This is a genomic window from Pseudomonas sp. R2-37-08W, from assembly GCF_003851705.1.
Taxonomy (GTDB): Bacteria; Pseudomonadota; Gammaproteobacteria; order Pseudomonadales; family Pseudomonadaceae; genus Aquipseudomonas.
The window spans coordinates 5,774,478-5,797,370 of record NZ_CP027728.1 but is presented as its reverse complement, the minus strand read 5'-3'; the positions used below and the strand labels follow the sequence as shown (position 1 = coordinate 5,797,370).

22 protein-coding genes and 2 pseudogenes are annotated in these 22,893 nt (G+C 61.7%); 14 read left to right on the top strand and 10 right to left on the bottom strand.

Annotated elements, in window-relative coordinates:
• Positions 1-4: 4 nt before the first annotated feature.
• The 7 genes from hflC to cfaB all read left to right on the top strand — a co-directional run bounded on the left by hflC (position 5) and on the right by cfaB (position 7,237).
• A complete protein-coding gene (hflC, locus tag C4J93_RS26870; RefSeq protein ID WP_164485308.1) occupies positions 5-997 on the top strand; it encodes a protease modulator HflC in 993 nt (330 codons plus the stop codon).
• The gene (hflK, locus tag C4J93_RS26865) at positions 994-2,028 is read left to right on the top strand and encodes a protease modulator HflK (protein WP_124405727.1); all 1,035 of its coding nucleotides are present in this window, start codon (positions 994-996) and stop codon (positions 2,026-2,028) included. Before hflC ends, hflK begins: the two co-directional genes overlap by 4 nt.
• Positions 2,025-3,911, top strand: coding sequence for a cation-translocating P-type ATPase (locus tag C4J93_RS26860; RefSeq protein WP_124430813.1), 1,887 nt, complete (start codon positions 2,025-2,027; stop codon positions 3,909-3,911). Before hflK ends, C4J93_RS26860 begins: the two co-directional genes overlap by 4 nt.
• 116 nt (positions 3,912-4,027) lie before the next feature.
• The gene (locus tag C4J93_RS26855; RefSeq protein WP_124368894.1) at positions 4,028-4,279 is read left to right on the top strand and encodes a hypothetical protein; all 252 of its coding nucleotides are present in this window, start codon (positions 4,028-4,030) and stop codon (positions 4,277-4,279) included.
• A gap of 63 nt (positions 4,280-4,342) precedes the next feature.
• On the top strand, positions 4,343-5,188 hold the full coding sequence (locus C4J93_RS26850) for a DUF692 domain-containing protein (protein ID WP_124430812.1): 846 nt from the start codon (positions 4,343-4,345) through the stop codon (positions 5,186-5,188).
• Entirely contained in the window at positions 5,179-5,967 is a 789-nt protein-coding gene (locus C4J93_RS26845; protein WP_124430811.1) for a DNA-binding domain-containing protein, read from the top strand. The genes C4J93_RS26850 and C4J93_RS26845 overlap by 10 nt, the downstream gene beginning before the upstream one ends.
• A gap of 85 nt (positions 5,968-6,052) precedes the next feature.
• On the top strand, positions 6,053-7,237 hold the full coding sequence (gene cfaB, locus C4J93_RS26840) for a C17 cyclopropane fatty acid synthase CfaB (RefSeq protein WP_124430810.1): 1,185 nt from the start codon (positions 6,053-6,055) through the stop codon (positions 7,235-7,237).
• A 76-nt stretch (positions 7,238-7,313) separates the two neighbouring features.
• On the opposite strand, the pseudogene cls reads toward cfaB, so the two are convergent.
• Positions 7,314-8,752 (bottom strand): annotated as a pseudogene (gene cls, locus C4J93_RS26835) (cardiolipin synthase).
• Between the two features lie 130 nt (positions 8,753-8,882).
• Between cls and C4J93_RS26830 the strand changes: the two are divergent.
• Entirely contained in the window at positions 8,883-9,404 is a 522-nt protein-coding gene (locus C4J93_RS26830) for a DUF3617 domain-containing protein (RefSeq protein ID WP_065933659.1), read from the top strand.
• A gap of 24 nt (positions 9,405-9,428) precedes the next feature.
• Here the strand turns inward: C4J93_RS26830 and C4J93_RS26825 are convergent, their stop codons facing one another.
• From C4J93_RS26825 to folE2, 4 genes are read right to left on the bottom strand one after another with little or no spacing between them, the layout of a single operon-like run.
• Complete coding sequence (locus tag C4J93_RS26825; protein WP_124430809.1) at positions 9,429-10,307, bottom strand: metal ABC transporter substrate-binding protein; 879 nt, start codon at positions 10,305-10,307, stop codon at positions 9,429-9,431.
• An 11-nt stretch (positions 10,308-10,318) separates the two neighbouring features.
• Complete coding sequence (locus tag C4J93_RS26820; RefSeq protein WP_124365049.1) at positions 10,319-11,185, bottom strand: metal ABC transporter permease; 867 nt, start codon at positions 11,183-11,185, stop codon at positions 10,319-10,321.
• On the bottom strand, positions 11,185-11,853 hold the full coding sequence (locus C4J93_RS26815; RefSeq protein WP_124430808.1) for a metal ABC transporter ATP-binding protein: 669 nt from the start codon (positions 11,851-11,853) through the stop codon (positions 11,185-11,187). Before C4J93_RS26815 ends, C4J93_RS26820 begins: the two co-directional genes overlap by 1 nt.
• On the bottom strand, positions 11,850-12,740 hold the full coding sequence (gene folE2, locus C4J93_RS26810) for a GTP cyclohydrolase FolE2 (protein ID WP_124430807.1): 891 nt from the start codon (positions 12,738-12,740) through the stop codon (positions 11,850-11,852). Before folE2 ends, C4J93_RS26815 begins: the two co-directional genes overlap by 4 nt.
• Positions 12,741-12,868: 128 nt before the next feature.
• Here folE2 and C4J93_RS26805 point away from each other — a divergent pair, with 128 nt between their 5' ends.
• Positions 12,869-14,080, top strand: a complete 1,212-nt coding sequence (locus tag C4J93_RS26805; RefSeq protein WP_124372337.1) for an N-acetylmuramoyl-L-alanine amidase — start codon at positions 12,869-12,871, stop codon at positions 14,078-14,080.
• On the opposite strand, the gene C4J93_RS26800 is transcribed toward C4J93_RS26805, so the two are convergent.
• Positions 14,077-14,466 (bottom strand): glutamine synthetase, encoded by a 390-nt coding sequence (locus C4J93_RS26800; protein WP_124372336.1) that lies wholly within the window; start codon positions 14,464-14,466, stop codon positions 14,077-14,079. The genes C4J93_RS26805 and C4J93_RS26800 overlap by 4 nt on opposite strands.
• Positions 14,467-14,528: 62 nt before the next feature.
• On the opposite strand from C4J93_RS26800, the gene zigA reads away from it, so the two are divergent.
• The 3 genes and pseudogenes from zigA to C4J93_RS26785 all read left to right on the top strand — a co-directional run bounded on the left by zigA (position 14,529) and on the right by C4J93_RS26785 (position 17,388).
• Positions 14,529-15,737, top strand: coding sequence for a zinc metallochaperone GTPase ZigA (zigA, locus tag C4J93_RS26795; protein WP_124430806.1), 1,209 nt, complete (start codon positions 14,529-14,531; stop codon positions 15,735-15,737).
• Positions 15,737-16,380, top strand: a pseudogene (locus C4J93_RS26790) (DUF1826 domain-containing protein). Before zigA ends, C4J93_RS26790 begins: the two are co-directional and overlap by 1 nt.
• Before the next feature lie 45 nt (positions 16,381-16,425).
• On the top strand, positions 16,426-17,388 hold the full coding sequence (locus C4J93_RS26785) for a GTP-binding protein (protein WP_124430805.1): 963 nt from the start codon (positions 16,426-16,428) through the stop codon (positions 17,386-17,388).
• Here the strand turns inward: C4J93_RS26785 and C4J93_RS26780 are convergent.
• Positions 17,382-17,777 (bottom strand): DUF3301 domain-containing protein, encoded by a 396-nt coding sequence (locus tag C4J93_RS26780; protein WP_124365041.1) that lies wholly within the window; start codon positions 17,775-17,777, stop codon positions 17,382-17,384. The two genes, C4J93_RS26785 and C4J93_RS26780, sit on opposite strands and share 7 nt — an antisense overlap.
• A 117-nt stretch (positions 17,778-17,894) precedes the next feature.
• Between C4J93_RS26780 and pdxY the strand changes: the two genes are divergently transcribed.
• Positions 17,895-18,767 carry a pyridoxal kinase PdxY gene (gene pdxY, locus C4J93_RS26775; protein ID WP_124430804.1) on the top strand — a complete coding sequence of 291 codons (873 nt, stop codon included), beginning with the start codon at positions 17,895-17,897 and terminating at the stop codon, positions 18,765-18,767.
• 128 nt (positions 18,768-18,895) lie between these two features.
• Here the strand turns inward: pdxY and C4J93_RS26770 are convergent, their stop codons facing one another.
• Positions 18,896-19,381 (bottom strand): acyl-CoA thioesterase, encoded by a 486-nt coding sequence (locus C4J93_RS26770; protein ID WP_034110411.1) that lies wholly within the window; start codon positions 19,379-19,381, stop codon positions 18,896-18,898.
• A 278-nt stretch (positions 19,382-19,659) separates the two neighbouring features.
• Here C4J93_RS26770 and C4J93_RS26765 point away from each other — a divergent pair, with 278 nt between their 5' ends.
• A complete protein-coding gene (locus C4J93_RS26765; RefSeq protein WP_124430803.1) occupies positions 19,660-21,423 on the top strand; it encodes a cation:proton antiporter in 1,764 nt (587 codons plus the stop codon).
• A gap of 13 nt (positions 21,424-21,436) precedes the next feature.
• Here C4J93_RS26765 and C4J93_RS26760 read toward each other — a convergent pair whose 3' ends face one another.
• Positions 21,437-21,844: an SMI1/KNR4 family protein gene (locus tag C4J93_RS26760; RefSeq protein ID WP_078735291.1), complete on the bottom strand. Its 408-nt coding sequence runs from the start codon at positions 21,842-21,844 to the stop codon at positions 21,437-21,439.
• 135 nt (positions 21,845-21,979) lie between these two features.
• Positions 21,980-22,849 (bottom strand): Tim44 domain-containing protein, encoded by an 870-nt coding sequence (locus C4J93_RS26755; RefSeq protein ID WP_124365039.1) that lies wholly within the window; start codon positions 22,847-22,849, stop codon positions 21,980-21,982.
• Positions 22,850-22,893: the final 44 nt, after the last annotated feature.

Below are 22,893 nucleotides of genomic sequence, written 5' to 3'. Positions count from 1 at the left end.
CTGTCTGTTGAGCGCTCATTCTCACGATCACGGTCATCACCATCATCACGGCCACCATCACCATCATGGCGATGAACAGGCAGACAGCCCTTTCCCCTGGCGGCGTATGGCCTGGGCGGTAGTGCTGGTGCTGTTTGCCATCGCGGCGGCGAGCCTGGTACAGGTGCGCTCCGGCGAGGCCACGGTGATTACCCGTTTCGGCAACCCGGTGCGGGTGCTGCTGGAACCGGGCCTGGGCTGGCGCTGGCCGGCGCCGTTTGAAGCGGCGATTCCGGTTGACCTGCGCCTGCGCACCACCTCCAGCGGGTTGCAGGATGTGGGCACCCGCGATGGCCTGCGGATCATCGTGCAGGCCTACGTGGCGTGGCAGGTGCAGGGCGATACCGACAATGTGCAGCGCTTCATGCGCGCGGTGCAGAACCAGCCGGATGAAGCGGCGCGGCAGATCCGTACCTTCGTCGGTTCGGCGCTGGAAACCACGGCGGCCAGTTTTGACCTGTCCAGCCTGATCAATACCGACGCCAACCAGGTGCGCATCGCCGATTTCGAAGCCCAACTGCGCCAGCAGATCGATCAGCAATTGCTGGCCACCTATGGCGTACGCGTGGCCCAGGTCGGTATCGAACGGCTGACATTGCCGTCGGTGACCCTCACCGCTACGGTCGACCGCATGCGCGCCGAACGTGAAACCATCGCCACCGAGCGCACTGCCGTGGGCAAGCGTGAGGCGGCGCAGATCCGCTCGGCGGCCGAACGTGATGCGCGCATCATGCAAGCCGACGCCACGGTGAAAGCCGCCGATATCGAAGCGCAATCGCGGGTCGAAGCGGCGCAGATTTATGGACGCGCCTACGCGGGTAATCCGCAGCTGTACAACCTGCTGCGCTCGCTGGATACCTTGGGCACCGTGGTGACGCCGGGCACCAAAATCATCCTGCGCACCGATGCCGCGCCGTTCCGCGCGCTGGTGGATGGGCCCAAGGATGTCCAGCCATGAGTGAGCGTGACAGCCCGGACAGCCCCTGGATCCAGGCCGGACGCCTGACGTTCCTGGCGCTGTACGCGGTCACCGTGTTGGCGGCGCTGGCCTGGGCGTTTTCCAATGTGCGCCAGATCGACCCGCAGAACCGCGCCATGGTGCTGCACTTCGGCGCCCTCGACCGCATTCAGAACGCCGGGCTGCTGCTGGCTTGGCCGCAACCGTTCGAACAGGTGGTGCTGTTGCCGGCGGCAGACCGGGTGATCGAGCGTCGGGTGGAGAACCTGTTGCGTTCAGAGGCGGCCGTGCAGGCTGACCGCGTGGCCAGTTTCGCCACACCCCTGAGCGATACGCTGGCCGGTTCCGGCTATTTGCTGACCGGCGATGCCGGGATCGTGCAGCTGGATGTGCGGGTGTTCTACAAGGTCACCGAGCCCTACGCCTTTGTGTTGCAGGGCGAGCATGTGCTGCCGGCGTTGGACCGCCTGGTGACCCGCAGCGCAGTGGCCCTGACGGCGGCGCGGGACCTGGACACCATCCTGGTCGCGCGCCCCGAGCTGATCGGCGCCGACAACGGCGCCGCCGAGCGCCGCGAAAAACTGCGCGGTGATCTGGTGCAAGGCATCAATAAGCGCTTGGCGCAGTTGACGGCCAGCGGGTTGGGCCTGGGCATTGAAGTGACGCGGGTCGATGTGCAATCGAGCCTGCCGGGCCCGGCGGTGAACGCGTTCAATGCGGTACTCACCGCCAGCCAGCAAGCCGACAAAGCGGTGGCCAACGCGCGTACCGATGCGGAAAAACTCACCCAGACCGCCAACCAGGAGGCTGATCGCCAGGTGCAAGTCGCCCATGCCCAAGCCAGTGAACGCCTGGCCAATGCCCAGGCGCAGACCGCTGCCGTCACCAGCCTGGCGCAAGTCCAAGACCCAGGCCTGTTGCTGCGCCTGTACCGCGAGCGCCTGCCGAAGATTCTGGGCCAGGCCGGCTCCGTCACCACGGTCGATCCTAAAGACGACTCCCGTTTGATCATTCAGGGAGCCGAACAATGAGCGCACCCATGCTGACCTCCGCCGAGCAGCGCAGCGCCGCCCGGCAATTGACCCTGGCCATGTTGGCCCTGGGTTTACTCGTATTGGGCCTGGTATGGCGCTGGCTGGCGGCGGACCAGAGCGGGGTCAGCCAACTGCTGCTCGGTGTGGCCTCGCTGCTGGTGGCCGTGCCGGTGATGCGTTCGGCCTGGTACAGCCTGCGCTATCCCAGCCTGCATGGCATCACTGACCAATTGATTGCGCTGGCGATGATCGGCGCCTGGGCCACCGGTGATCTGCTGACCGCAGCGCTGCTGCCGATCATCATGATTTTTGGGCATGTGCTCGAAGAGCGCAGCGTGATCGGTTCCCAGGAAGCGATCCACGCGCTGGGTAAACTCACGCGCAGCCATGCGCGCCGGGTGCAGGCTGACGGCAGCATTGTGGAAGTGGATAACGGCACGCTGAACACCGGCGATGTGGTCGAAGTGCGCGCCGGCGACCGCGTGCCGGCCGATGGCGTGGTGCTGTCGGGCCAGGCCAGCCTGGACACGGCGCCGATCACCGGTGAATCGGTACCGTTGGAAGCCAGCGTGGGCGTGCAGGTGTTTGGCGGGGCGATCAACCTGGACGGCCTGCTGCGCCTTGAAGTGACGCGCACGGGCAATGAGTCGACCCTGGGCAAAGTGATTGCGTTGATGCAGAACGCCGAGCGTTCCAAGCCACCGATCACCCGGTTGCTGGAACGTTATGCCGGTAGCTACATGGTGTTGGTGCTGTTGTTGGCGGCGGTCACCTGGTTCGTCACCAACGACGCCCAGGCGATGCTGGCCGTGCTGGTGGCGGCGTGCCCGTGTGCGTTGGTGTTGTCGGCGCCGGCTACCGCAATTGCCGGGATCGCGGTCGCTGCACGGCACGGCATTCTGATTCGCAGCTCGGCGTTTCTGGAAGAGCTGGCGGACCTCACTTCACTGGTCATCGACAAGACCGGTACCTTGACCTTCGGCACCTTGCGCCTGCAGTCCATCGAAACCGCGTCTACCGATCGCCAGGCCTTGCTCAACCTGGCGTCCAGCCTCGGTGCGGCCAGCAGCCATCCGGTCAGCCGTGCATTGGCGGGGTTGGCGACACAGCAACAGCGCGTGGTGCTGACCGATATTCGCGAGCGCCAGGGACTCGGTGTCGTTGCGCACACTGAACAGGGCGAAGCGGCGCTGGGCCGTCCCGAACTGTTCGAGCAGCTGGCTATTGCCACGACCTCGGTGCCCAACCACGACGGCCCGATTGCCGGGCTGGCGCTGAACGGACAGTTCCTGGCCTGGCTGCTGCTGGCCGATAGCGTCAAACCCGAGGCGCGCCAGGCCCTGCAGGAACTGCGCGAGCTGGGCCTGGGTCGCCAGCTGCTGCTCACCGGCGACCGCCAGAGCGTGGCCGACAGCTTGGCCGTGAATGTGGGCATCGCTGAGGTCCAGGCCCAAGCGCTGCCGGAAGATAAACTCAACCGTGTGCTGGGGGAGATCGGCAGCGGTTTCCGGCCGATGGTGGTGGGGGATGGCATCAACGACTCCCTTGCGCTGAAAGCCGGTGTGGTCGGCGTGGCGATGGGCGCGGGCGGTGCCGATATCGCGCTGGCCTCGGCGGACGTGGTGTTGATCGGCAGCGATCTGCGCCGTCTGGGCACCTGTGTGCGCTTGAGCCGCCAGTGCCGACACACCTTGCAGGTCAATGTGATCATCGGCCTGGGCTGGACGTTGGCGATCGTGGTATTCGCCGCCTTCGGCTGGCTGGGTGCCGCCGGGGCCATGATCGCAGCGGTGTTGCATAACCTCAGCACCTTGCTGGTGCTGGGTAACGCCGGGCGGTTGCTGCGTTTTCAGGAGCCGCTGTTGAAGCTTGACGAATAATTTCAGAAAACTTCGTACCGGGCTGTAACGCTAAAAGGGCGCCTCACTCTAGTGGTGTGTCGAGACTGGGCAATCCGCTCAGACCGGCATCACCACTGACCGATGAGGACTACATAATGAATATCAAACACGCCGTTTCCGGTGCTGCCCTGGCTATCGCTGCGGCCTCCATGTTTGCCGGCGTCGCCACCCAGGTACAGGCCGCCGACGCTCCGGTTCATTGCTACGGCGTCACCTCCTGCAAAGGCATGAACGATTGCAAAACCGCTGAAAACGCCTGCAAAGGCCAGGCGGTGTGCAAGGGCCACGGCTTCAAGGCCATGACCAAGGCCGAGTGCGACAAGGCCGGTGGCAAAGTCGGCGAGTAACCGACACGCGAGTGCAACCGCAGCGGACCTCGCGCCGCTGCGGACACTTTCCAGGAGCGCATGATGACCCGTTCTCTCCCCTCCCTGGGTTACGGCCTGGGTTTGCGTCACGAATACTATGAACAGATCCTTGCCCAATCCCCGGCAGTGGATTGGTTCGAAGTGATCTCCGAGAATTATCTGGTGCAGGGCGGCAAGGCCTTGTATTACCTGGACGCCATAGCCGAACGCTATCCCTTGGTGATGCACGGCGTGTCGTTATCGATCGGCGGGCCCCATGCCATCGACACCGATTATCTCAAGCAGATAAAGGCCCTGGCCGAGCGCATCCAGCCAGCCTGGATTTCCGATCACCTGTGCTGGAGCCGTGGCAGCGCACACCAGTTGCATGACCTGCTGCCCTTGCCGTACACCGAAGAAAGCCTGTACCACGTTGCCGGACGCGTGCTTCAGGTGCAAGACGTGTTGCAACGCCCGCTGGTGCTGGAAAACGTCTCCAGCTATGTGCGCTCCAAGGCCGATGAATTCACCGAGTGGCAATTTCTCAATGCCCTGGCGCACCTGACGGGATGCCAATTGCTGCTGGACGTGAATAATGTGTACGTCAGCTCGCGTAATCACGGGTTCGATGCCTGGACGTTCATTCGCAACCTGCCGCCTGAGAGCATTCGCCAACTGCATCTGGCGGGGCATAGGGACTACGGCGACTACGTGGTCGATACCCACGATCAGCCGGTGTGCGATCCGGTGTGGGCGCTGTATCAGCGCACGCTGGAACATCTGGGGCCGGTCTCGACGCTGTTGGAGCGCGACGATCATTTCCCGCCGTTCGAAGTGCTGCTGGCTGAATTGAACAAGGCCAGGGAACTGGGTGCCACTGCGTTGGCCAGGCGGTCGCTATGCGCTTGATCGATTGGCAACGAGCGTTCGAGGCACATCTGTTGTCTGAAACCTGCACCGCCGACAGTGGCTTTGCCGCCACCTTGCTTGGCGGGCCGACGCTGGATGTGGACACGGGCCTGGCGATTTATCACAACGCCTACCTGTCCCGATTGCAGGACGTATTACGTCACGACTTTGCCGCCATCCGGTATTGGCTGGGAGATGATGAATTTGCCGCGCTGAGCCAAGCGTATATTCGGCGTTATCCCTCGGCCCACTACAATCTGCGCTGGCTGGGGGAGCGTTTTGCAAGGTTTATCCTCGAGCATCTGACGGCCGAACAAAGTGCCCCGCTGGCCGAACTGGCGCGGCTGGAGTGGGCGTTCACCCTGGCATTCGACGCGCCTGCGGGCGAGCCGCTGACCCTCGACCATATGGCGCAACTGGCGCCTGAAGACTGGCCGGCATTGCGCGTATCGCTGCTGCCTTCAGTGCAGCAGCTAACGTGCCGTTTCAACACGCTGAGCATCTGGCGGGCCAATAAGGATGAATCGGACTTTCCCGGCAGCCAGGCGCTGGACACGGCGCAGGCCTGCCTGGTGTGGCGCCATCAGAACCTGTGTCGTTATCGCAGTCTCGAGCCCGCCGAAGCCCACGCCCTGATGGGCATGACCGCCAGCAGCTGGAACTTTTCAGAACTGTGCGTCGAGTTGGCAGTCACTTATGAAGAGGGTGCGCCACTGCAAGCGGCCACATGGCTGAAACAGTGGATCCAGGACGGGCTGCTCGAGCGTCGGGCTATATAGAAGGCAGTTATTTAATCGATAGCTTCCTACTTTATTTTGGATGGTCTACCCTCACAGCAGACGTCTGAAACAAGGGGGACTACTCATGCTCGCGCAACTTCCACCGGCCTTACAGAATCTTCAGCTACCGCTGCGTCTTCGACTCTGGGACGGCCATGAATTCAACCTGGGCCCCGAGCCCAGTGTGACCATCGTGGTCAAGGACCCTACGGTCGTCTCACAACTGACCCATCCCACGCTCGACGCCCTGGGCGAAGCCTTCGTCGAGGGCAAACTGGAGCTGGAAGGCTCCATTGCCGAGGTAATCAGGGTATGTGACGAGTTGAGTCACGCCTTGATCGAAGACGACGACGGCCCTCGGCCGGTGCGCTCGATCCACGACAAGGCGGCCGACGCGGCGGCCATTTCTTACCATTACGACCTGTCCAACGAGTTCTACCAGCTATGGCTGGACCAGGACATGGTGTATTCCTGCGGTTATTTCGAAACCGGCAGCGAGTCCATCGACCAGGCCCAACAAGACAAATTTCGCCATCTGTGCCGCAAATTGCGGCTGCAGCCGGGTGAGTATCTGCTCGATGTGGGATGTGGATGGGGCGGGCTGGCGCGGTTTGCGGCGCGGGAATTCGGGGTCAAGGTGTTTGGGATTACCTTGAGCAAGGAACAACTGGCCCTGGCCCAGGAGCGGGTGAAGGCCGAAGGCCTGGAGGACCAGGTCGACCTGCAGCTGCTCGACTACCGCGACCTGCCGCAGGACGGCCGTTTTGACAAAGTGGTGAGCGTGGGCATGTTCGAACATGTCGGCCACGCCAACCTGGCGCAATACTGTCAGATTCTCCACGGCGCCGTGCGCGAAGGCGGCCTGGTGATGAACCATGGCATTACCGCCAAACACACCGACGGCCGCCCCGTGGGCCGTGGCGCCGGGGACTTTATCGAGCGCTATGTGTTTCCCAATGGCGAGCTGCCGCACCTGGCGATGATGACGGCCGAAATCAGCGAAGTCGGGCTGGAAGTGGTCGACGTCGAAAGCCTGCGCCTGCACTACGCGCGCACCCTGGACCATTGGAGCGAGCGCCTGGAGGACAACCTCGAAGCAGCGGCGAAGATGGTGCCGGAGCACGCCTTGCGTATCTGGCGCCTGTACCTGGCGGGTTGCGCCTATGCCTTTGCGCGGGGTTGGATCAACCTGCATCAGATCCTGGCGGTGAAACCCCATGCCGATGGCAGCCATGAACTGCCGTGGACGCGGGAAGATATCTACCGCTGAGCCGTTTCTTCAGAACACTGAAGGGCCAAATGTGGGAGGGGGCTTGCCCCCTCCCACATTTTTACAGTGGTGTTTGTCAGAGAATCGGCGAGATCAAACGCGCCACGCGCATGCCCAGCTGTTGCAGGCGCCGGGTTTCGCGGCTTTCCTCCTGGCTGACTTCATGGGCCAGGGCGAAGTCGTCCAGCAGCATCCGCTCCACCTCTTTGGCGAAGGCTTCGTCGACCGTCAGCAACATCACTTCGAAATTCAGCCGGAACGAACGGTTGTCCATGTTTGCACTGCCGATGGCGCTGATTTCGCTGTCCACCAGCACCACCTTCTGATGCAGAAAGCCCGGCGTATAGCGGAACACCCGCACGCCAGCGCGTACCGCTTCGATCGCGTAAAGGCTGGAGGCGGCGTAGACGATGCGGTGATCAGGGCGCGATGGCAGTAACAGGCGTACGTCGACACCGCGCAAGACCGCCAGGCGCAGGGCGGCGAATACGGCTTCGTCGGGGATGAAATACGGGCTGGTGATCCACACGCGTTCGGTCGCGGCGTGAATGGCCTCGACGAAAAACAGCGAGCAGGTTTCATACGCGTCGGCCGGGCCGCTGGCGAGCAATTGACAGAGCACGCCATTCTCGGGGTAAGCGTCCGGCAGAATCAGGGGGGCAGTTGGCGTGCGGCCCAGAACCAGTCTTCTGCAAACGACTCTTGCAAGCACGCCACCACCGGGCCGGTGACCTGCACATGGGTATCGCGCCACGGCGACAAGGGCGGCTTTTTGCCGAGATATTCATCGCCCACATTGTGCCCGCCGACGAACCCGGTGATGCCGTCCACCACCACGATCTTGCGGTGGTTGCGAAAGTTGACCTGGAAGCGGTTCAGCCAGCCGCTGCGGGTGGCGAAGGCTTTGACGTTAACCCCGGCGTCGCGCAGCGACTGCACATAGCTATGGGGCAGGGCGTGGCTGCCGATGCGGTCGTAGAGCACGTAAATATCCACGCCTTCGGCCGCTTTTGCCGTGAGCAACCTGTGCAGTTGGCGACCGAGTTCATCGTCATGAATGATGAAAAACTGGAACAGCACAGCGGTTTTCGCGCTGCGGATGGCCTCGAAGATTGCGCTGAAAGTGGCATCGCCGTTAATCAGCAACTGCACCTGGTTATTGGCCAGGCACGGCATGCGGCCCAATTTGGGCATGGCGCGCAGAGAGGCATAGGCACTGGAATTGCGCGCGGCCAGCGCTTCCTCGACCCAGGGGCGCCAGTTCAATGCGGCGATGGCCGTGTGCATTTCCTGGTTGGCCTGGCGACGCGCCTGAATGTAGGCATCGAAGGTGCTGCGGCCGAAAATCAGGTAGGGAATGAGCGTGAGATAGGGCATGAACATCAGCGACAACGCCCAGGCAATCGAGCCTTGGGCGGTCCTGACGGTCAGTACCGCATGGATCGCGGCGAGGCTCCCGAAAAAATGCAGCGTGGCAATGAAGTAGGCGAGCAGGTGCGGGCCAAAAAAATCCATGAACGACATTACTCCGGGCAGTCCAGTGCGTAACAGACCATGTTCCACGGTGAATGTCGCTATTTTATTTGCCGTGCAACACTGGCACCTTTGCGACGTCTAACGCCCACAATTGCCCAGGAGTTACCCGATGAATGCTCGTCTGCTCTGTTTATCCATGGTTGTTGGTTTGTCGCTGCCGGTGGCAGCACAGGCACAGATGTTGGCGCCGGGCTTGTGGGAATTGACCACCAGCAATATGAAAGTCGACAACCAGGACCTGCCGGACCTGTCCCTGATTCTCGGTCAACTCAAGCAACAGATGACCCCCGAACAGCGCGCCATGCTGGAAAAACAGGGCATCACCATGGCCGGTAAAGGCGTGCAGGTGTGCCTGACGCCGGCTCAGGTCGCGTCCGATTCCATCCCCCTGACAGACCCGCAATCAGGTTGCAAACAGCAAGTCACCGACAAGACCGGCAACCAATGGAAATTCCGCTTCAGTTGCCCGAAAGCCCAAGGCGTAGGCGTGGCGACTTTCCAGAGCCAGAAAGAATTCACCACCACCGTCAACGGCACCTTCAATGCCACCGGCATCCAGCAAAAGGGCAGCCTGGACACTCACGCGCAATGGCTGGGCAACGATTGCGGTACCGTCAAACCTCGCGCTTGACGCAGAACCATCAGGCATTGCGAATCATGGTGTGCTCAGCGCCGCGCACAAGGTATTGAGGTTGTATTCGAACAGCCCGATAAACGTGCTCGCGGGGCCTTCGGTGGCGAGGGCGTCGGAGTACAGCGTGCCGCCGATCTGCGCACCGCTTTCATCGGCAATTTGCTTGAGCAGGCGTGAGTCCTTGATGTTCTCCATGAACACGGCCTTGACCTTGTCCTGGCGAATCTGGGTGATCAGCGCGGCCACTTCGGCGGCTGACGGTTCGCGCTCGGTGGACAAACCTTGTGGCGCGAGGAACTGGATGCCATAGGCCTGGCCCAGGTAACCGAAGGCGTCATGGGAGGTCACGATACGGCGGTTACCCGACGGCAGTGCGCCGAACTTGGCCTTGGCTTCGGCCAACACGCGGTGGATTTCTTTCAGGTAGGCCTGGCTGTTGCGCAGGTAGTCTGCCTGGTTGGCCGGGTCGGCGGTCACCAAGGCCTTGGTGATGTTGTTGACGTAAATCTCGGCGTTGGCCAGGTTGTGCCAGGCGTGTGGGTCCGGGATTGTCTCGCCGTCCTCATCCATGGTGTGGGAGATCACACCTTTGCTGGCGGTGACCACCGTGGCCTTGGTCTCGGTGCTGCTCACCAGTCGGTCCAACCAGGGCTCGAAGCCGAGGCCGTTCTTGATGATGAGTTTCGCCTTGAGCAACGCCTTGGCGTCGTCCGGCGTGGGTTCGTAGGTGTGGGCGTCGGCGTCCGGGCCGACCATGTTGCTGATCTGGATATGATCGCCACCGATCTGGTGGGTGATGTCATCGAGAATACTGAAGCTGGTGACCACTTGGAGTTTATCGGCGGCCTGGGCCATCGAGAGGGGCAGCAGCAAACTGAACAGCACGAGTAGAGCGCGCATCGGAAAACACCTCATTGGGATGTAAGCAAGGGCGGGCGGCGCAGCAAGCCGTGCACCGGACCGAAAACCACGGACAACGCATACCCGGCTCCCGCCACCAGCACGATGGCCGGGCCGCTGGGCAGTGAGTAGTAGAACGACAGCAACAAACCCAGCCACACCGACAGGCATCCCAGCACCGCCGATACTGCGATCAGCACCGGCAGGCGCCGGCTCCAGAAGCGCGAAGCGATGGCCGGCAACATCATCAACCCCACCACCATCAAGGCGCCGATGGCCTGGAAACCGATGACCAGGTTCAGCACCACCAGGGTCAGGAACAGCCCATGGGCGAGCGGGCCGAGGCGGCTGACGGTTTGCAGAAACAGCGGGTCGAGCGTATCGAGCAGCAGCGGTTTGTAGATCAGCGCCATGGCGATCAGGCTCAAGCCGCAGACCCAGAGCATGCCGGTGAGGGTGGTTTCATCCACGGCCAGGGCCGAGCCGAACAGCAGGTGCAAAAGGTCCAGGCGCTTGCCGGCGATGCCCAGGATCAGCACGCCGGCAGCGAGGGAGATGGGGTAGATGGCGGCAAGGCTGGCGTCCTCACGCAGGCCGGTGCGGCGGGTGATCCAGGCGGATAGCCCGGCCATGCTCAGGCCCGCACCGAGGCCACCGATAGTCAGTGCCGGCAGGCTCAACCCGGCGAACCAGAAGCCCAGGGCGGCACCGGGCAGAATGCCGTGGGCCACGGCGTCACCGATCAGGCTCATGCGCCGCAGGATCAGAAACACGCCCAGCGGCGCCGTGCTGCAGGCGAGTACCAGGCCGCCGATCAGCGCGCGGCGCATGAAGACGAAGTCGACAAAGGGCATCCACAAGTGAGCAGCAAAGTGCATCAGGCCACCTGCAATTGCGGTTGTGGGCGGATCAGCTCTTTGCTTGGGCCCAGCGCGCAGCCGGTGCTTTTGATGTGCAGCACATGCGGGGTGTGATGGCGCACCGAGGCCAGGTCATGGCAGACGACCATCAGCGTGCGGCCCGCTTCGTGCCAGGCGTGAATGTGTTTCCAGCACAGCGCCTGGCCTTCTTCGTCGAGGGCCGCGTGCGGCTCGTCGAGCAGCAGGACCGGTGCGTCGGCCAGGCTCATGCGGGCGAGCAGGGCGCGTTGCAGCTGGCCGCCAGACAGCGCCATCAATGGGCGTTGCTCCAGCCCGCTGAGGCACCAGTCTTCCAGCACGGTTTGCAGGCGCTCACTGCGTTGCGCTGGCGTGAGCCGAGTGCCCCAGAATCCGGCGGCAACCAGTTCTTGCAGGCTGATGGGGAACTGTCGGTCCAGGTGTTGCTGCTGAGGCAGGAACGCCAGGCCGCCACGGCGTGGAACAGCCACGCTGACGGTCCCCACCAACGGCTTTTGCAGGCCGGCGATGACTTTGAGCAGGCTGCTTTTGCCACAGCCATTGGGGCCGATGACGCCGGTGAGGCTGCCTTTTTCCAGGGTGAAATCCACGGCGGGGGTCAGCGGTTGGCCCGGGGCGCCCCAGCGCAAAGCGTTGCAGGTGATCATGGGGAGGGTCTCGTCCAGCGGCTTTCAGCCACGGCATCGTGCGCGTGCAGGCTTTCAGCGTGGATCACTTTGAGGTGGAAGGCTTTGACCGCATCCGAGCGTTTCAAGGCGAGGTTCAGGCGGCGGGCGGCGTCTTCGCAGAACATCAGGTTCTGCCCGTTGGCCAGCGCGAAGGCTTGTTCGTCGGCACGCTTCACTGCGGTTTGCACAGCGGTGCCGAGCGCGGCTTCGGCAACGTTGATCAAATCGGCGATGGCCAATTGGTCGCCTTGCAGGTGCACATGCAGCTGTGCGCTGCTGCGCTGGCTGTGGGGCGTAGCGACGATGCCATTGGTGCTGCCGAGCCAGGTCAACAAGTCTGCATGCCGCAATGGCGTGTTGGCGAAATCTTCGAGAAATTGCTGCTGAATCAATTGCCTGGCAAGGGCAGCGGAGCAAGGGCAGGTCGAGGAATAAGCAACGTCAATTTTTAGTTCCACGTGGAACATCTGGTTTTCCAGACGTGCCTCGATGCTTACCGGGTAGCGCTTCCAACCGTCCAGTGGGCTGACCAGGGCAGGGCGTTTCAACAGTAAATGGGTGTGGATCCGCAGGTAGGCGTTGTTAGATAAATCTTCATGTGTGTCGAGAAAGCGCTGCAGTACATTACGCAGAAGTGCAGGCGTAAGCGGTTGCTTGTCGAACGCCTGCAGCGCCAGGTACAGGCGTGACATATGAATGCCACGGGCCAAGCCATCGTCCAGGCTTACCCCTGCATCGGCGGTGGCAGGTAGACGTTGGCCCTCGAGCAGAACCGGCAAGGCGATGCCGCACATGCCGACCCAGTCGAGTGGCAAGGCTTGGCGTGAAGCCTGCGCAGCGATATCCGGCAGAGTCAGCGCATTCATAAGCAGGTCCATCGTTGGAAATAATTCGACATGTTATAGTATAACAATCGCTTCGACGATGAAATTTCTGCCCCAGCCTTTCTTCAGTCACGTCGAGCAGGGACGCTCCTTTATTTGCGGTATTGGTCATGCACAGACGTCAGCTCCTCAACCTGCTGCTGGTCAGCCCCTTATTCGCCTTGCCGCTGGGGGCCTGCGCCACGCAAATCCGCAATGCGCGTCTGTGGCGTTCGGAGGATAAGCTGCGGCTGGTGTTCGACCTCAGCGGCCCGGTGCAATACAAGACGTTTTTCCTGGCCGCGCCGGATCGCGTGATCATTGACCTGAGCGGCGCCGGGCTCAGTGGTGACTTTTCCCAGTTGATGCTGAAGAACAGCGGAATTACTTCGATTCGCTCCGGGCATTTCGGCAAGGACGACACCCGCATCGTGCTGGACCTGGCCGCACCGATGCAGCTCAACAGTTTCCTGTTGCCGCCTCAGGAGGGTCAGGGCCATCGCCTGGTGCTCGACCTGACGCGCGCTACCTCGGCGCCTCGTCAAATCGCGGCCGCGCCTGCGCCATTGATCGCGCCGGTGGATAAAGCTCATCCCCGGCGCGACATCATTGTGGTGGTCGACCCTGGCCATGGCGGCAAAGACCCCGGCGCCATAGGCTCCAAAGGCCAGCGGGAAAAAGACGTGGTGTTGTCGATTGCCCAGTTGCTGGCTAAACGCTTGAAACGCGAAAAGGGTTTCGATGTGAAGCTGGTGCGCAACGATGATTTTTTCGTGCCTTTACGCAAGCGCGTGGACATCGCCCGCCAGCACAAGGCCGATATGTTCATCTCAGTGCATGCCGACGCGGCACCCAGGCTCACCGCATCGGGGGCCTCGGTGTATGCGTTGTCCGAGGGCGGTGCTACCTCGGCAACCGCGCGTTTCATGGCGCAGCGCGAAAACGGCGCAGACCTGCTGGGCGCCACGACGTTACTCAACCTGAAGGACAAGGACCCAATGCTCGCGGGCGTGATTCTCGACATGTCGATGAACGCCACCATCGCCTCCAGCCTGCAACTGGGCAGCGCGGTGTTGGGCAGCCTGCAAAACATCACCAGCCTGCATCAGAAACGCGTGGAGCAGGCCGGGTTCGCGGTGCTCAAATCACCGGACGTGCCGTCGATCCTGGTCGAGACCGGGTTTATCTCCAACACCCAGGACGCCCAGCGGCTGGTGACTGCGCGCCATCAGCAGGCGGTGGCAGACGGTCTGTTCGACGGGCTGAAGAAATACTTCGAAAAGAACCCGCCGATGAACAGCTATATGGCATGGGTGCAGGAACAGAAGAAGGGCCAGGTCTAACAGCCGGTCATTCGGCTGCAGGTGAACCTGGCGCTGGCGCCGCCCGAACTGGAGAACCGGTTAAGGGTGGTCCAGCCCACGCGCCGCGTGTAGCCAACCCACGCCTCACCGTCCGATGCCAATCCGGTAAAGAACGTCAGCTGCCCATAGCGGCTGTTGGTTTGTGCCCAGTAGCGTTTGCCGATCACTTCGAACCCGCGCAGATACGTGGTGCTGCCAACGGTCGCCACACTGTAGGCATTGCCCAGCGGGTCGACACAGGCCAGCAGGTTGGCGCTGCGCGTGCAGTGAGCCACCGGGTTTGGGGGTTGGGCACAGGCAGGTCCTGCCACTGCTGATAACAGGGCGCAAATCGCGAAGAGTAAGGAGGGTTGGCTTATTTGCATTGTTATACTATAACATAAAAACAAAGCCTGGCTCGACCGGGCAGCCTGATGAGAGCGATCCGATGCCCAACCGTCTACCCGTCACCGTGTTGTCCGGCTTTCTCGGCGCCGGCAAAAGCACGCTGCTCAATTATGTACTGCGCAACCGCGAAAACCTGCGGGTGGCGGTGATCGTCAACGACATGAGCGAAATCAACATCGACGGCAGTGAGGTGCAGCGCGACGTTACGCTCAATCGCGCCGAAGAAAAACTGGTGGAGATGAGCAACGGCTGCATCTGCTGCACCCTGCGCGAGGACTTGCTCGAAGAAGTCGGCAAGCTCGCCAGGGAAGGTCGGTTCGATTACTTGCTGATCGAATCCACCGGCATCTCCGAACCCATGCCTGTGGCCGAAACCTTCACGTTTCGTGATGAAAACCAGCAGAGCCTGGCGGATGTCGCACGCCTGGACACCATGGTCACAGTGGTCGACGGGGTAAATTTCCTGCTCGACTACCAGGCCGCAGAAAGCTTGGCCTCACGCGGGGAAACCTTGGGCGAGGAGGACGAGCGCTCGATCACTGACCTGCTGATCGAACAGATCGAATTCGCCGACGTGATACTGGTCAGCAAGATCGACCTGATCAGCAGCCGCGAGCGCGAAGAACTGATGGCCATTCTTGAGCGCCTCAACGGCCAGGCGCAGATCATTGCGATGGTCATGGGGCAAGTGCCGCTGAACAAAATCCTCAACACCGGCCGCTTTGATTTCGACCGGGCTGCCCTGGCACCGGGCTGGTTACAGGAGTTGCGCGGTGAACACGTGCCGGAAACCGACGAGTACGGCATTGCGTCCACCGCTTACCGTGCGCGTCGCCCGTTTCATCCGCAGCGGTTTTTCGACTTTATCGATCGTCCTTGGGTAAATGGCAAACTGCTGCGTTCCAAAGGCTTCTTCTGGCTGGCCAGCAAACCCCAGGACGCCGGCAGTTGGTCCCAGGCCGGTGGCTTGATGCGCCATGGCTTTGCCGGGCGCTGGTGGCGTTTCGTGCCGAAAAGCCAGTGGCCGCAAGACCAAGAAAGTGTCGTGGCGATCATGGACAACTGGCAACCGAGCAGCGGTGATTGCCGCCAGGAGCTGGTGTTTATCGGCCAGAACATCGACTTTGCGCAGATGCGCGCCGAGCTGGACCAATGCTTGCTCACGGATGAAGAAATGGCCCTGGGCGTCGAAGCTTGGCGCCAGTTGGCCGATCCCTTTGGCCCTTGGTATGAAGAGGCCGCCGCCTGATGTTGGCCCCGCTTACTCCCCTGCGCCCGGTGGTTCGCCAAACCCGCGGGCAAACCCCGCTGGCGCTGTCTGACATCCTGGAAGACGGCGTGAACCTGGCGCTGTGGCAGCGTCAACTGCCGTTGCACATCGCCGAATTCGGCGCGTTGATCGTGGGGCTCGATGAGCCGCTGGCCGAAGCACTGGTCATCGAGTTGGACCGCGAAGACAGCGCGCCGAACCTGCAGGGGCTGGCGCCCCGTTGCCGCGATCTTGAAGGCTATGACGGTTTTATCGCCGACGTGTCCTGGCTGGTCAGCGCATTCGCCTGCCTGCTGGGCGCCAGGCGCATCGGCGTGCGTCTGCGCCTGCTGGACAGGGCCATGTGCCCGCGTTTTCACGTCGATCATGTGCCTGTGCGGCTGATCACCACCTACGCTGGCGTCGGCAGCCAATGGCTGCGCGAAGGCGTCATGGACCGCCGGCGATTAAGCCAGCCCGACGCAGAGCCCACCGAGCGCATTGAGCAAATCCTCTGTGGCGAGGTGGCTCTGCTCAAGGGCACCAAATGGCATGCAATGAAAACCATGGTCTCATTCACCGCTCACCTGCACTGAAAGCCAATGAGCGTCGCTTGATCCTCACGCTGGATTGGCTTGCATAAACGCGTAGGATCAAACGCTCTACACGGTCTGAATGATGCCAACCCATGCTGCAGAACATTCCCACCCATGTGATTGCGGGGCCCTTGGGCGCCGGCAAGACGAGCCTGATCAAACACCTGCTTGCCCAACGCCCGGCCAACGAGCGCTGGGCGGTGCTGATCAACGAGTTCGGGCAGATCGGCCTGGACGCGGCCTTGCTCACTCAAGCCGAAGATGGCATTGCCTTGGGCGAAGTGGCGGGTGGCTGCCTGTGTTGTGTGAATGGCGCGCCGTTCCAGGTAGGCCTGGGTCGGTTATTGCGTAAGGCCAAGCCGGATCGGCTGTTTATCGAGCCGTCGGGCCTGGGCCATCCGGCGCAGTTGCTCAAACAGTTAGGCGAAGCGCCATGGCAAGGCGTGCTGGCGGTTCAGCCCTGGGTGCTGGTGCTGGACGCCCAGGCCCTGGCGGCGGGCAAACCCTTGCCGCAAGCGCAGCAGGCGGCGCTGGGCGGTGCCGGCTTGCTGGTGTTGAACAAGGATGAGGCGCTGGACGCTGCGCAACGCCAGGCTATTGAGCAGTGGTTACCTGGCAGCGCGCTCTATTGGACGCGCCAGGCTCAGTTGCCTCTGGAACAATTGCCTGGCTTGAAAGCCAAGGCTGGCGGGGTTGTGGATAACTTCGCGGTGCCTAAAGGCTTGGCGCAAATGCCGGCGATCTGGAGCGACCCCACGTTGCCGATCTGCTTGAGCCAGGCCCAGGAAGGTGGCTGGAGCATTGGCTGGCGCTGGCATCCGAGCCAGGGATTTGACCTGGAACGAGTGAGCCAATGGCTGACGGGTCTGCAATGGCGTCGCGCCAAACTGGTTATCCACAGCCGTGACGCGTGGATGTCCGCCAATGCTGTGGATAACAGTTCACTCGCCTGGCAACCCAGCGAATGGCGCCGCGATTCACGTATCGAATTGATCTTCAGCGCACCACAGAACGTGGCGGCATTGCAGGCCGCTCTGGCTGCCTGCCGTTACTGACGGTTCTTGGTCGCGTGGTCCTGGCGCCACTGGCTCAGCTCGATGACGTTGGCGCTGGGCAGCGGCTCCTTGGCTTCGAACGGGTAGGGCGCCAATTCAATCTGCGCGCTGTGGGCGCCAAATTGGGTAATGGTGCCGCTGTGGCGAGCCTCGCCTGTCACGGTGAACTCGAAATTGTAGACCCGTGCCAACCGGCGCCGACCCTTGGCATCCTTCACGAAACCGATGCGTTTGAGTGCCACCGCGCCGTCGAGCAGTTCGATATCGAGCTTGGCGCAGTGCTGCTTGACCCGCTCCAACGCGCGCTCGCGCAGGCCATGGTTGTGCCAGACCCAAGCGGCGCCGGTCGCCAGCAGCATCAACACAAACATGTTTCCCAGGGTCAGCATTCCATGAACTCCAACAAAGTGAGCGCAGCTTAACTGTGTCGCCGGTCTGTCGTACAGGCTGCGTTTAGTCGCATACTGCGCGGCCAGAATTTCAACGGCTTTATGGACATCTCCTGCATGAAACGCACACCCCATCTGCTTGCGATCCAGTCTCATGTGGTTTTCGGCCACGCCGGAAACAGCGCCGCCGTGTTCCCCATGCAGCGGGTCGGGGTGAATGTATGGCCGCTCAACACAGTGCAGTTCTCCAACCACACACAGTATGGTCACTGGGCAGGTGAAGTGCTGGCGCCGCAGCAGATTCCGGCATTGGTGGAAGGTATCGCAGCCATCGGCGAGCTGGGTAACTGCGATGCAGTGCTGTCCGGCTACCTCGGCAGTGCGGATCAGGGGCGTGCGATTCTTACCGGCGTGGCGCGCATCAAGGCGCTCAATCCCAAGGTAATGTACCTGTGCGACCCGGTGATGGGCCATCCTGAAAAAGGCTGCATCGTGCCGCAGGAAGTCAGTGATTTCCTGCTGAACGAGGCGGCGGCCATGGCGGACTTCCTTTGCCCCAACCAACTGGAGCTGGACAGCTTTGCCGGGCGCAAGCCGCAATCGCTGTTCGATTGCCTGGCGATGGCCAAAGCCTTGCTGGCGCGGGGGCCGAAGGCGGTGCTGGTCAAGCATCTGGATTACCCCGGCAAGCTGGCGGACGGCTTCGAGATGCTGCTGGTGACGGCCGATGGCAGTTGGCACTTGCGTCGGCCACTGCTGGCATTCCCGCGCCAGCCGGTGGGTGTGGGCGACCTGACGTCAGGGTTGTTCCTGGCGCGGGTGCTGCTGGGGGATAGCCTGGTGGCGGCCTTCGAATTCACCGCCGCAGCGGTGCACGAGGTGCTGCTGGAGACCCAGGCCTGCGCCAGTTATGAACTGGAACTGGTGCGGGCGCAGGATCGCATTGCCCATCCCCGCGTACGGTTCGAGGCCACGCCGATCAGCCTGTAAGCACACAGAACCAATGTGGGAGGGGGCTTGCTCCCGATGGCGGTGTGTCAGTCAGCATGTTCGAGACTGATCCACCGCTATCGGGAGCAAGCCCCCTCCCACATTTGATCCGGTTTGCAGCTTGGAATTTAAGGCGCGTCGGCCTTGATTTCCTGATAGCGCTTTTCCAATTCCTGGCGAATCTGCCGACGCTGCTGGGCTTGCACGAAGCGGCGTTTGTCTTCGCTGTTGTGCGGCTGCAAGGGCGGCACGGCGGCCGGTTTGCGCTGGTCGTCCACCGCCACCATGGTGAAAAAGCAACTGTTGGTATGACGCACCGAGCGTTCACGGATGTTCTCGGTCACCACCTTGATGCCCACTTCCATCGAGGTGTTGCCGGTGTAGTTGACCGACGCGAGAAAGGTCACCAGCTCGCCGACATGGATCGGCTCGCGGAAAATCACCTGATCCACCGACAGCGTGACCACGTAACGGCCGGCATAACGGCTGGCGCACGCGTACGCCACTTCGTCGAGGTACTTGAGCAGGGTGCCGCCGTGGACATTGCCTGAGAAATTGGCCATGTCAGGGGTCATCAATACCGTCATCGACAGCTGGGCGTTTCCGGGTTCCATAGCACACTCACGGGTTGTAGGCATTGGTTGGGTAGGGCACCTCTGCGGGTGCTGGGGTCTTTGCAGCGCCATCCCTAACGGGACGCCAGTGGACGGCTTGCCGTCACGCGCGGGTCGATCTGTTTCCATATATTGCACCGGCTTTCCGGCGGAAGTCGCGGTGTTAACCTTCAAAAGCCCATCTCCGGGCATTTCTCACGATCATGGCAGACTTTTCTTTCAGCGGTAGCACACGCGGAAAGTGAGAAAGCGCCAGCCATTTCAAGGAGCCCTTCGCCATGCACGCCATCAGCTTTATCCAGGATCTGGCCGTGATCATGTTGGTGGCGGGGGTTGTCACCATTCTGTTTCATCGCCTCAAGCAGCCGGTGGTGCTGGGCTACATCGTTGCCGGCTTCATCATTGGCCCCCACACGCCGCCGTTCGGCCTGATTCACGATGAAGACACGATCAAGACCCTGGCTGAACTAGGGGTGATCTTCCTGATGTTCTGCCTGGGCCTGGAGTTCAGCCTGCGCAAGCTGTTCAAGGTGGGCGCCACGGCGTTTATCGCGGCGTTCCTGGAAATCATCCTGATGATCTGGATCGGCTACGAAATCGGCCGATGGTTCGACTGGAACACCATGGACTCGTTGTTTCTCGGCGCGATCCTGGCGATTTCCTCGACCACCATCATCGTCAAGGCGCTGAATGACCTGAAGATGAAGAACCAGCGGTTCGCCCAGCTGATATTCGGCGTGCTGATCGTGGAGGACATCCTGGGCATCGGCATCATTGCCTTGCTGTCGAGCATCGCCGTCAGTGGCACGGTCAGCTCTGGCGAGGTGTTTTCCACCGTGGGCAAGCTGTCGTTGTTCATGATTGTTGCGCTGGTGATTGGCATTCTGCTGGTGCCGCGCCTGCTGGCTTACGTCGCCAAATTCGAAAGCAACGAGATGCTGCTGATCACCGTGTTGGGCCTGTGTTTCGGCTTCTGCCTGCTGGTGGTCAAGCTCGAATACAGCATGGTGCTGGGGGCCTTCCTGATCGGTGCGATTATGGCCGAGTCACGCCAGCTGATTAAAATCGAGCGCCTGATCGAGCCGGTGCGCGACATGTTCAGTGCGATTTTCTTCGTGGCCATTGGGTTGATGATCGACCCGCAGATCTTGCTGCAGTACGCCTGGCCGATTGCGGTGATCACCGTGGCGGTGGTGTTGGGCAAGATGCTGTCGTGCGGGCTGGGCGCGTTTATCGCTGGCAACGATGGCCGCACCTCGCTGCGGGTGGGCATGGGGCTGTCACAGATCGGCGAGTTCTCTTTCATCATTGCGGCGCTGGGGATGACCCTGCAAGTCACCAGCGATTTCCTGTACCCGGTGGCGGTGGCGGTTTCGGCGATCACCACCTTGCTCACTCCCTACCTGATCCGCGGTGCCGACCCGCTGTCGTTGAAAATTGCCGCCTTGATGCCCCAGCGCATGAGCCGGGTATTCGGGATGTATGGCGAATGGCTGCGCAGTATTCAGCCTCAAGGCGAAGGCGCCATGCTGGCGTCGATGATCCGCAAGATCGTGCTGCAAGTGGGGGTGAACCTGGCGCTGGTGATTGCGATCTTTTTCGCAGGAAGCTTTTTCGCGGCGCGCATCGGTGGGTATCTGGAAGGCTGGATCAGCGATCAAAGCTGGCAGAAGGCATTGATCTGGGGCGGGGCGTTGCTCTTGTCGCTGCCGTTCCTGATTGCGGCGTATCGCAAGCTCAAGGCGTTGTCGATGTTGCTGGCCGAGATGAGCGTGAAGCCGGAAATGGCGGGCCGGCATACCCAGCGGGTGCGGCGGGTGATTGCAGAGTTAATCCCCATCCTGTCACTGCTGGTGATCTTCCTGCTGTTGGCAGCCTTGTCGGCCAGTATTCTGCCGACCAACAAGTTGCTGGTGCTGATCGCGGTAGTCACGGCGGCGGTGGCGGCGGTGCTCTGGCGCTGGTTCATCCGCGTGCATACGCGGATGCAGGTGGCCTTGCTGGAGACGCTGGATAACCACAAGGATACGCCGGAGCACTAGCGGGGTTTGGGAATCAGCTTTCCAGCCAGACGTCCCGCGCCCAGTGCCACACCGACTCCCAGGTTTCTTCCTGGACCAGTTCTTCCTCGGCGGACCACAGCACCACGGTGCCGTCTTCCTCGACGCAGTAGTAATCGTCGCCATCCTGGCAGATCGGGATCATGCTGCGATCAACCCCGGCATCCCAGGCGTTGGCGGCAACATCCGGCAGATAAGTGTGGGATTGCGGGTCGGTGACGGTCACCGGCTCAAGGCTGCCGTAGACCACGTCGCTGACGGTCAGCAGGAATTCGCGGAACACAAACGGGATGTCGATGAACAGTTGTTCCTCGATTTCCACCAGTTGGTCTTCGTCAGGCAGCTCCAAAGGAACCGGGACCGGTTCGTTGGCTTCACGCAGTTGTTCGATGATTTCTTCCACGGCCGGGATCCTCTTGCTAGTAGGCGCGGTTTATAGGGGCGTTTTATACAGTAGCTCGCTATAAGTGCAACCGTGAAATAGAAAACCCCGGACATGTCCGGGGTTTTTGTTACCGCGTGCTCAAACGAGCAGGTATCAGCCGTTCTGGCGGATACCGGCGACCAGCCATGGCTGGTTGTCGCCCTGGGCGCGTTCCATGTTCCAGCTTTCGCTGAACACTTCGCCCTGGTCGAAACGCGAGGTCTTCGACACACCGCTGAAGGTCAGGGTGGCGATGGTCTTGTCGGCGCGATCATCCACGCCTTCCAGTTGTACGCGCAGGTCGTCGATATAGGTCGACTGGAAGGCGTCACCCAGGTCGGCGCGTTCGCGCTTGAGGAACTCGAGCAGTTGCGGGGTCACGAACTCGGAGATCTTGTCCATTTCGTTGGCGTCCCAGTGCTGCTGCAGGGACTGGAAGTGGCTGCGGGCCGCTTCGACGAAACGCTCTTCGTTGAACCAGGCCGGTGCGTTGATCACCGGACGGGCGGCGGCAGGCGCTGCCGAACCACCGAAGATCGAACCCATGGCCGGTTTTTGCTCGAACACTTCACGCTGCATCGGCGCGCCGGCCGGAGCCAGGTGCTCCTGCTGCTTGCGGCGACGGGCGGCGATAAAGCGGAAGATCACAAAGGCAATAACGGCCAGGATCAGGATGTCGAAGATCTGCATGCCCTGGAAGCCGCCGCCCATGAACATGGAGGCGAGCAGGCCACCGGCGGCGATGCCGGCCAATGGGCCCAACCAGCGCGAAGCACCGCCGGCCTTGGCAGCAGCGCCCGCAGCACCGGCCGCGCCTGCGGTAGCCGCAGCACCGCCGGCACCGGCGGATGGAGCCATCTGGCTGGTCTGGTGGGTCGGTGCCGAGCCCATGCTTTTGCCGCCACCGAAGCGTTTGGCGTTGGCGTCGAGGCTCATCGTCAAGCCGATGCACAACGCCATGGCGATGCTAAGAAAACGTTTCATAAAGGGAATTCCCATTTGTGGATTGCACGCGCGCCATGTTGCAC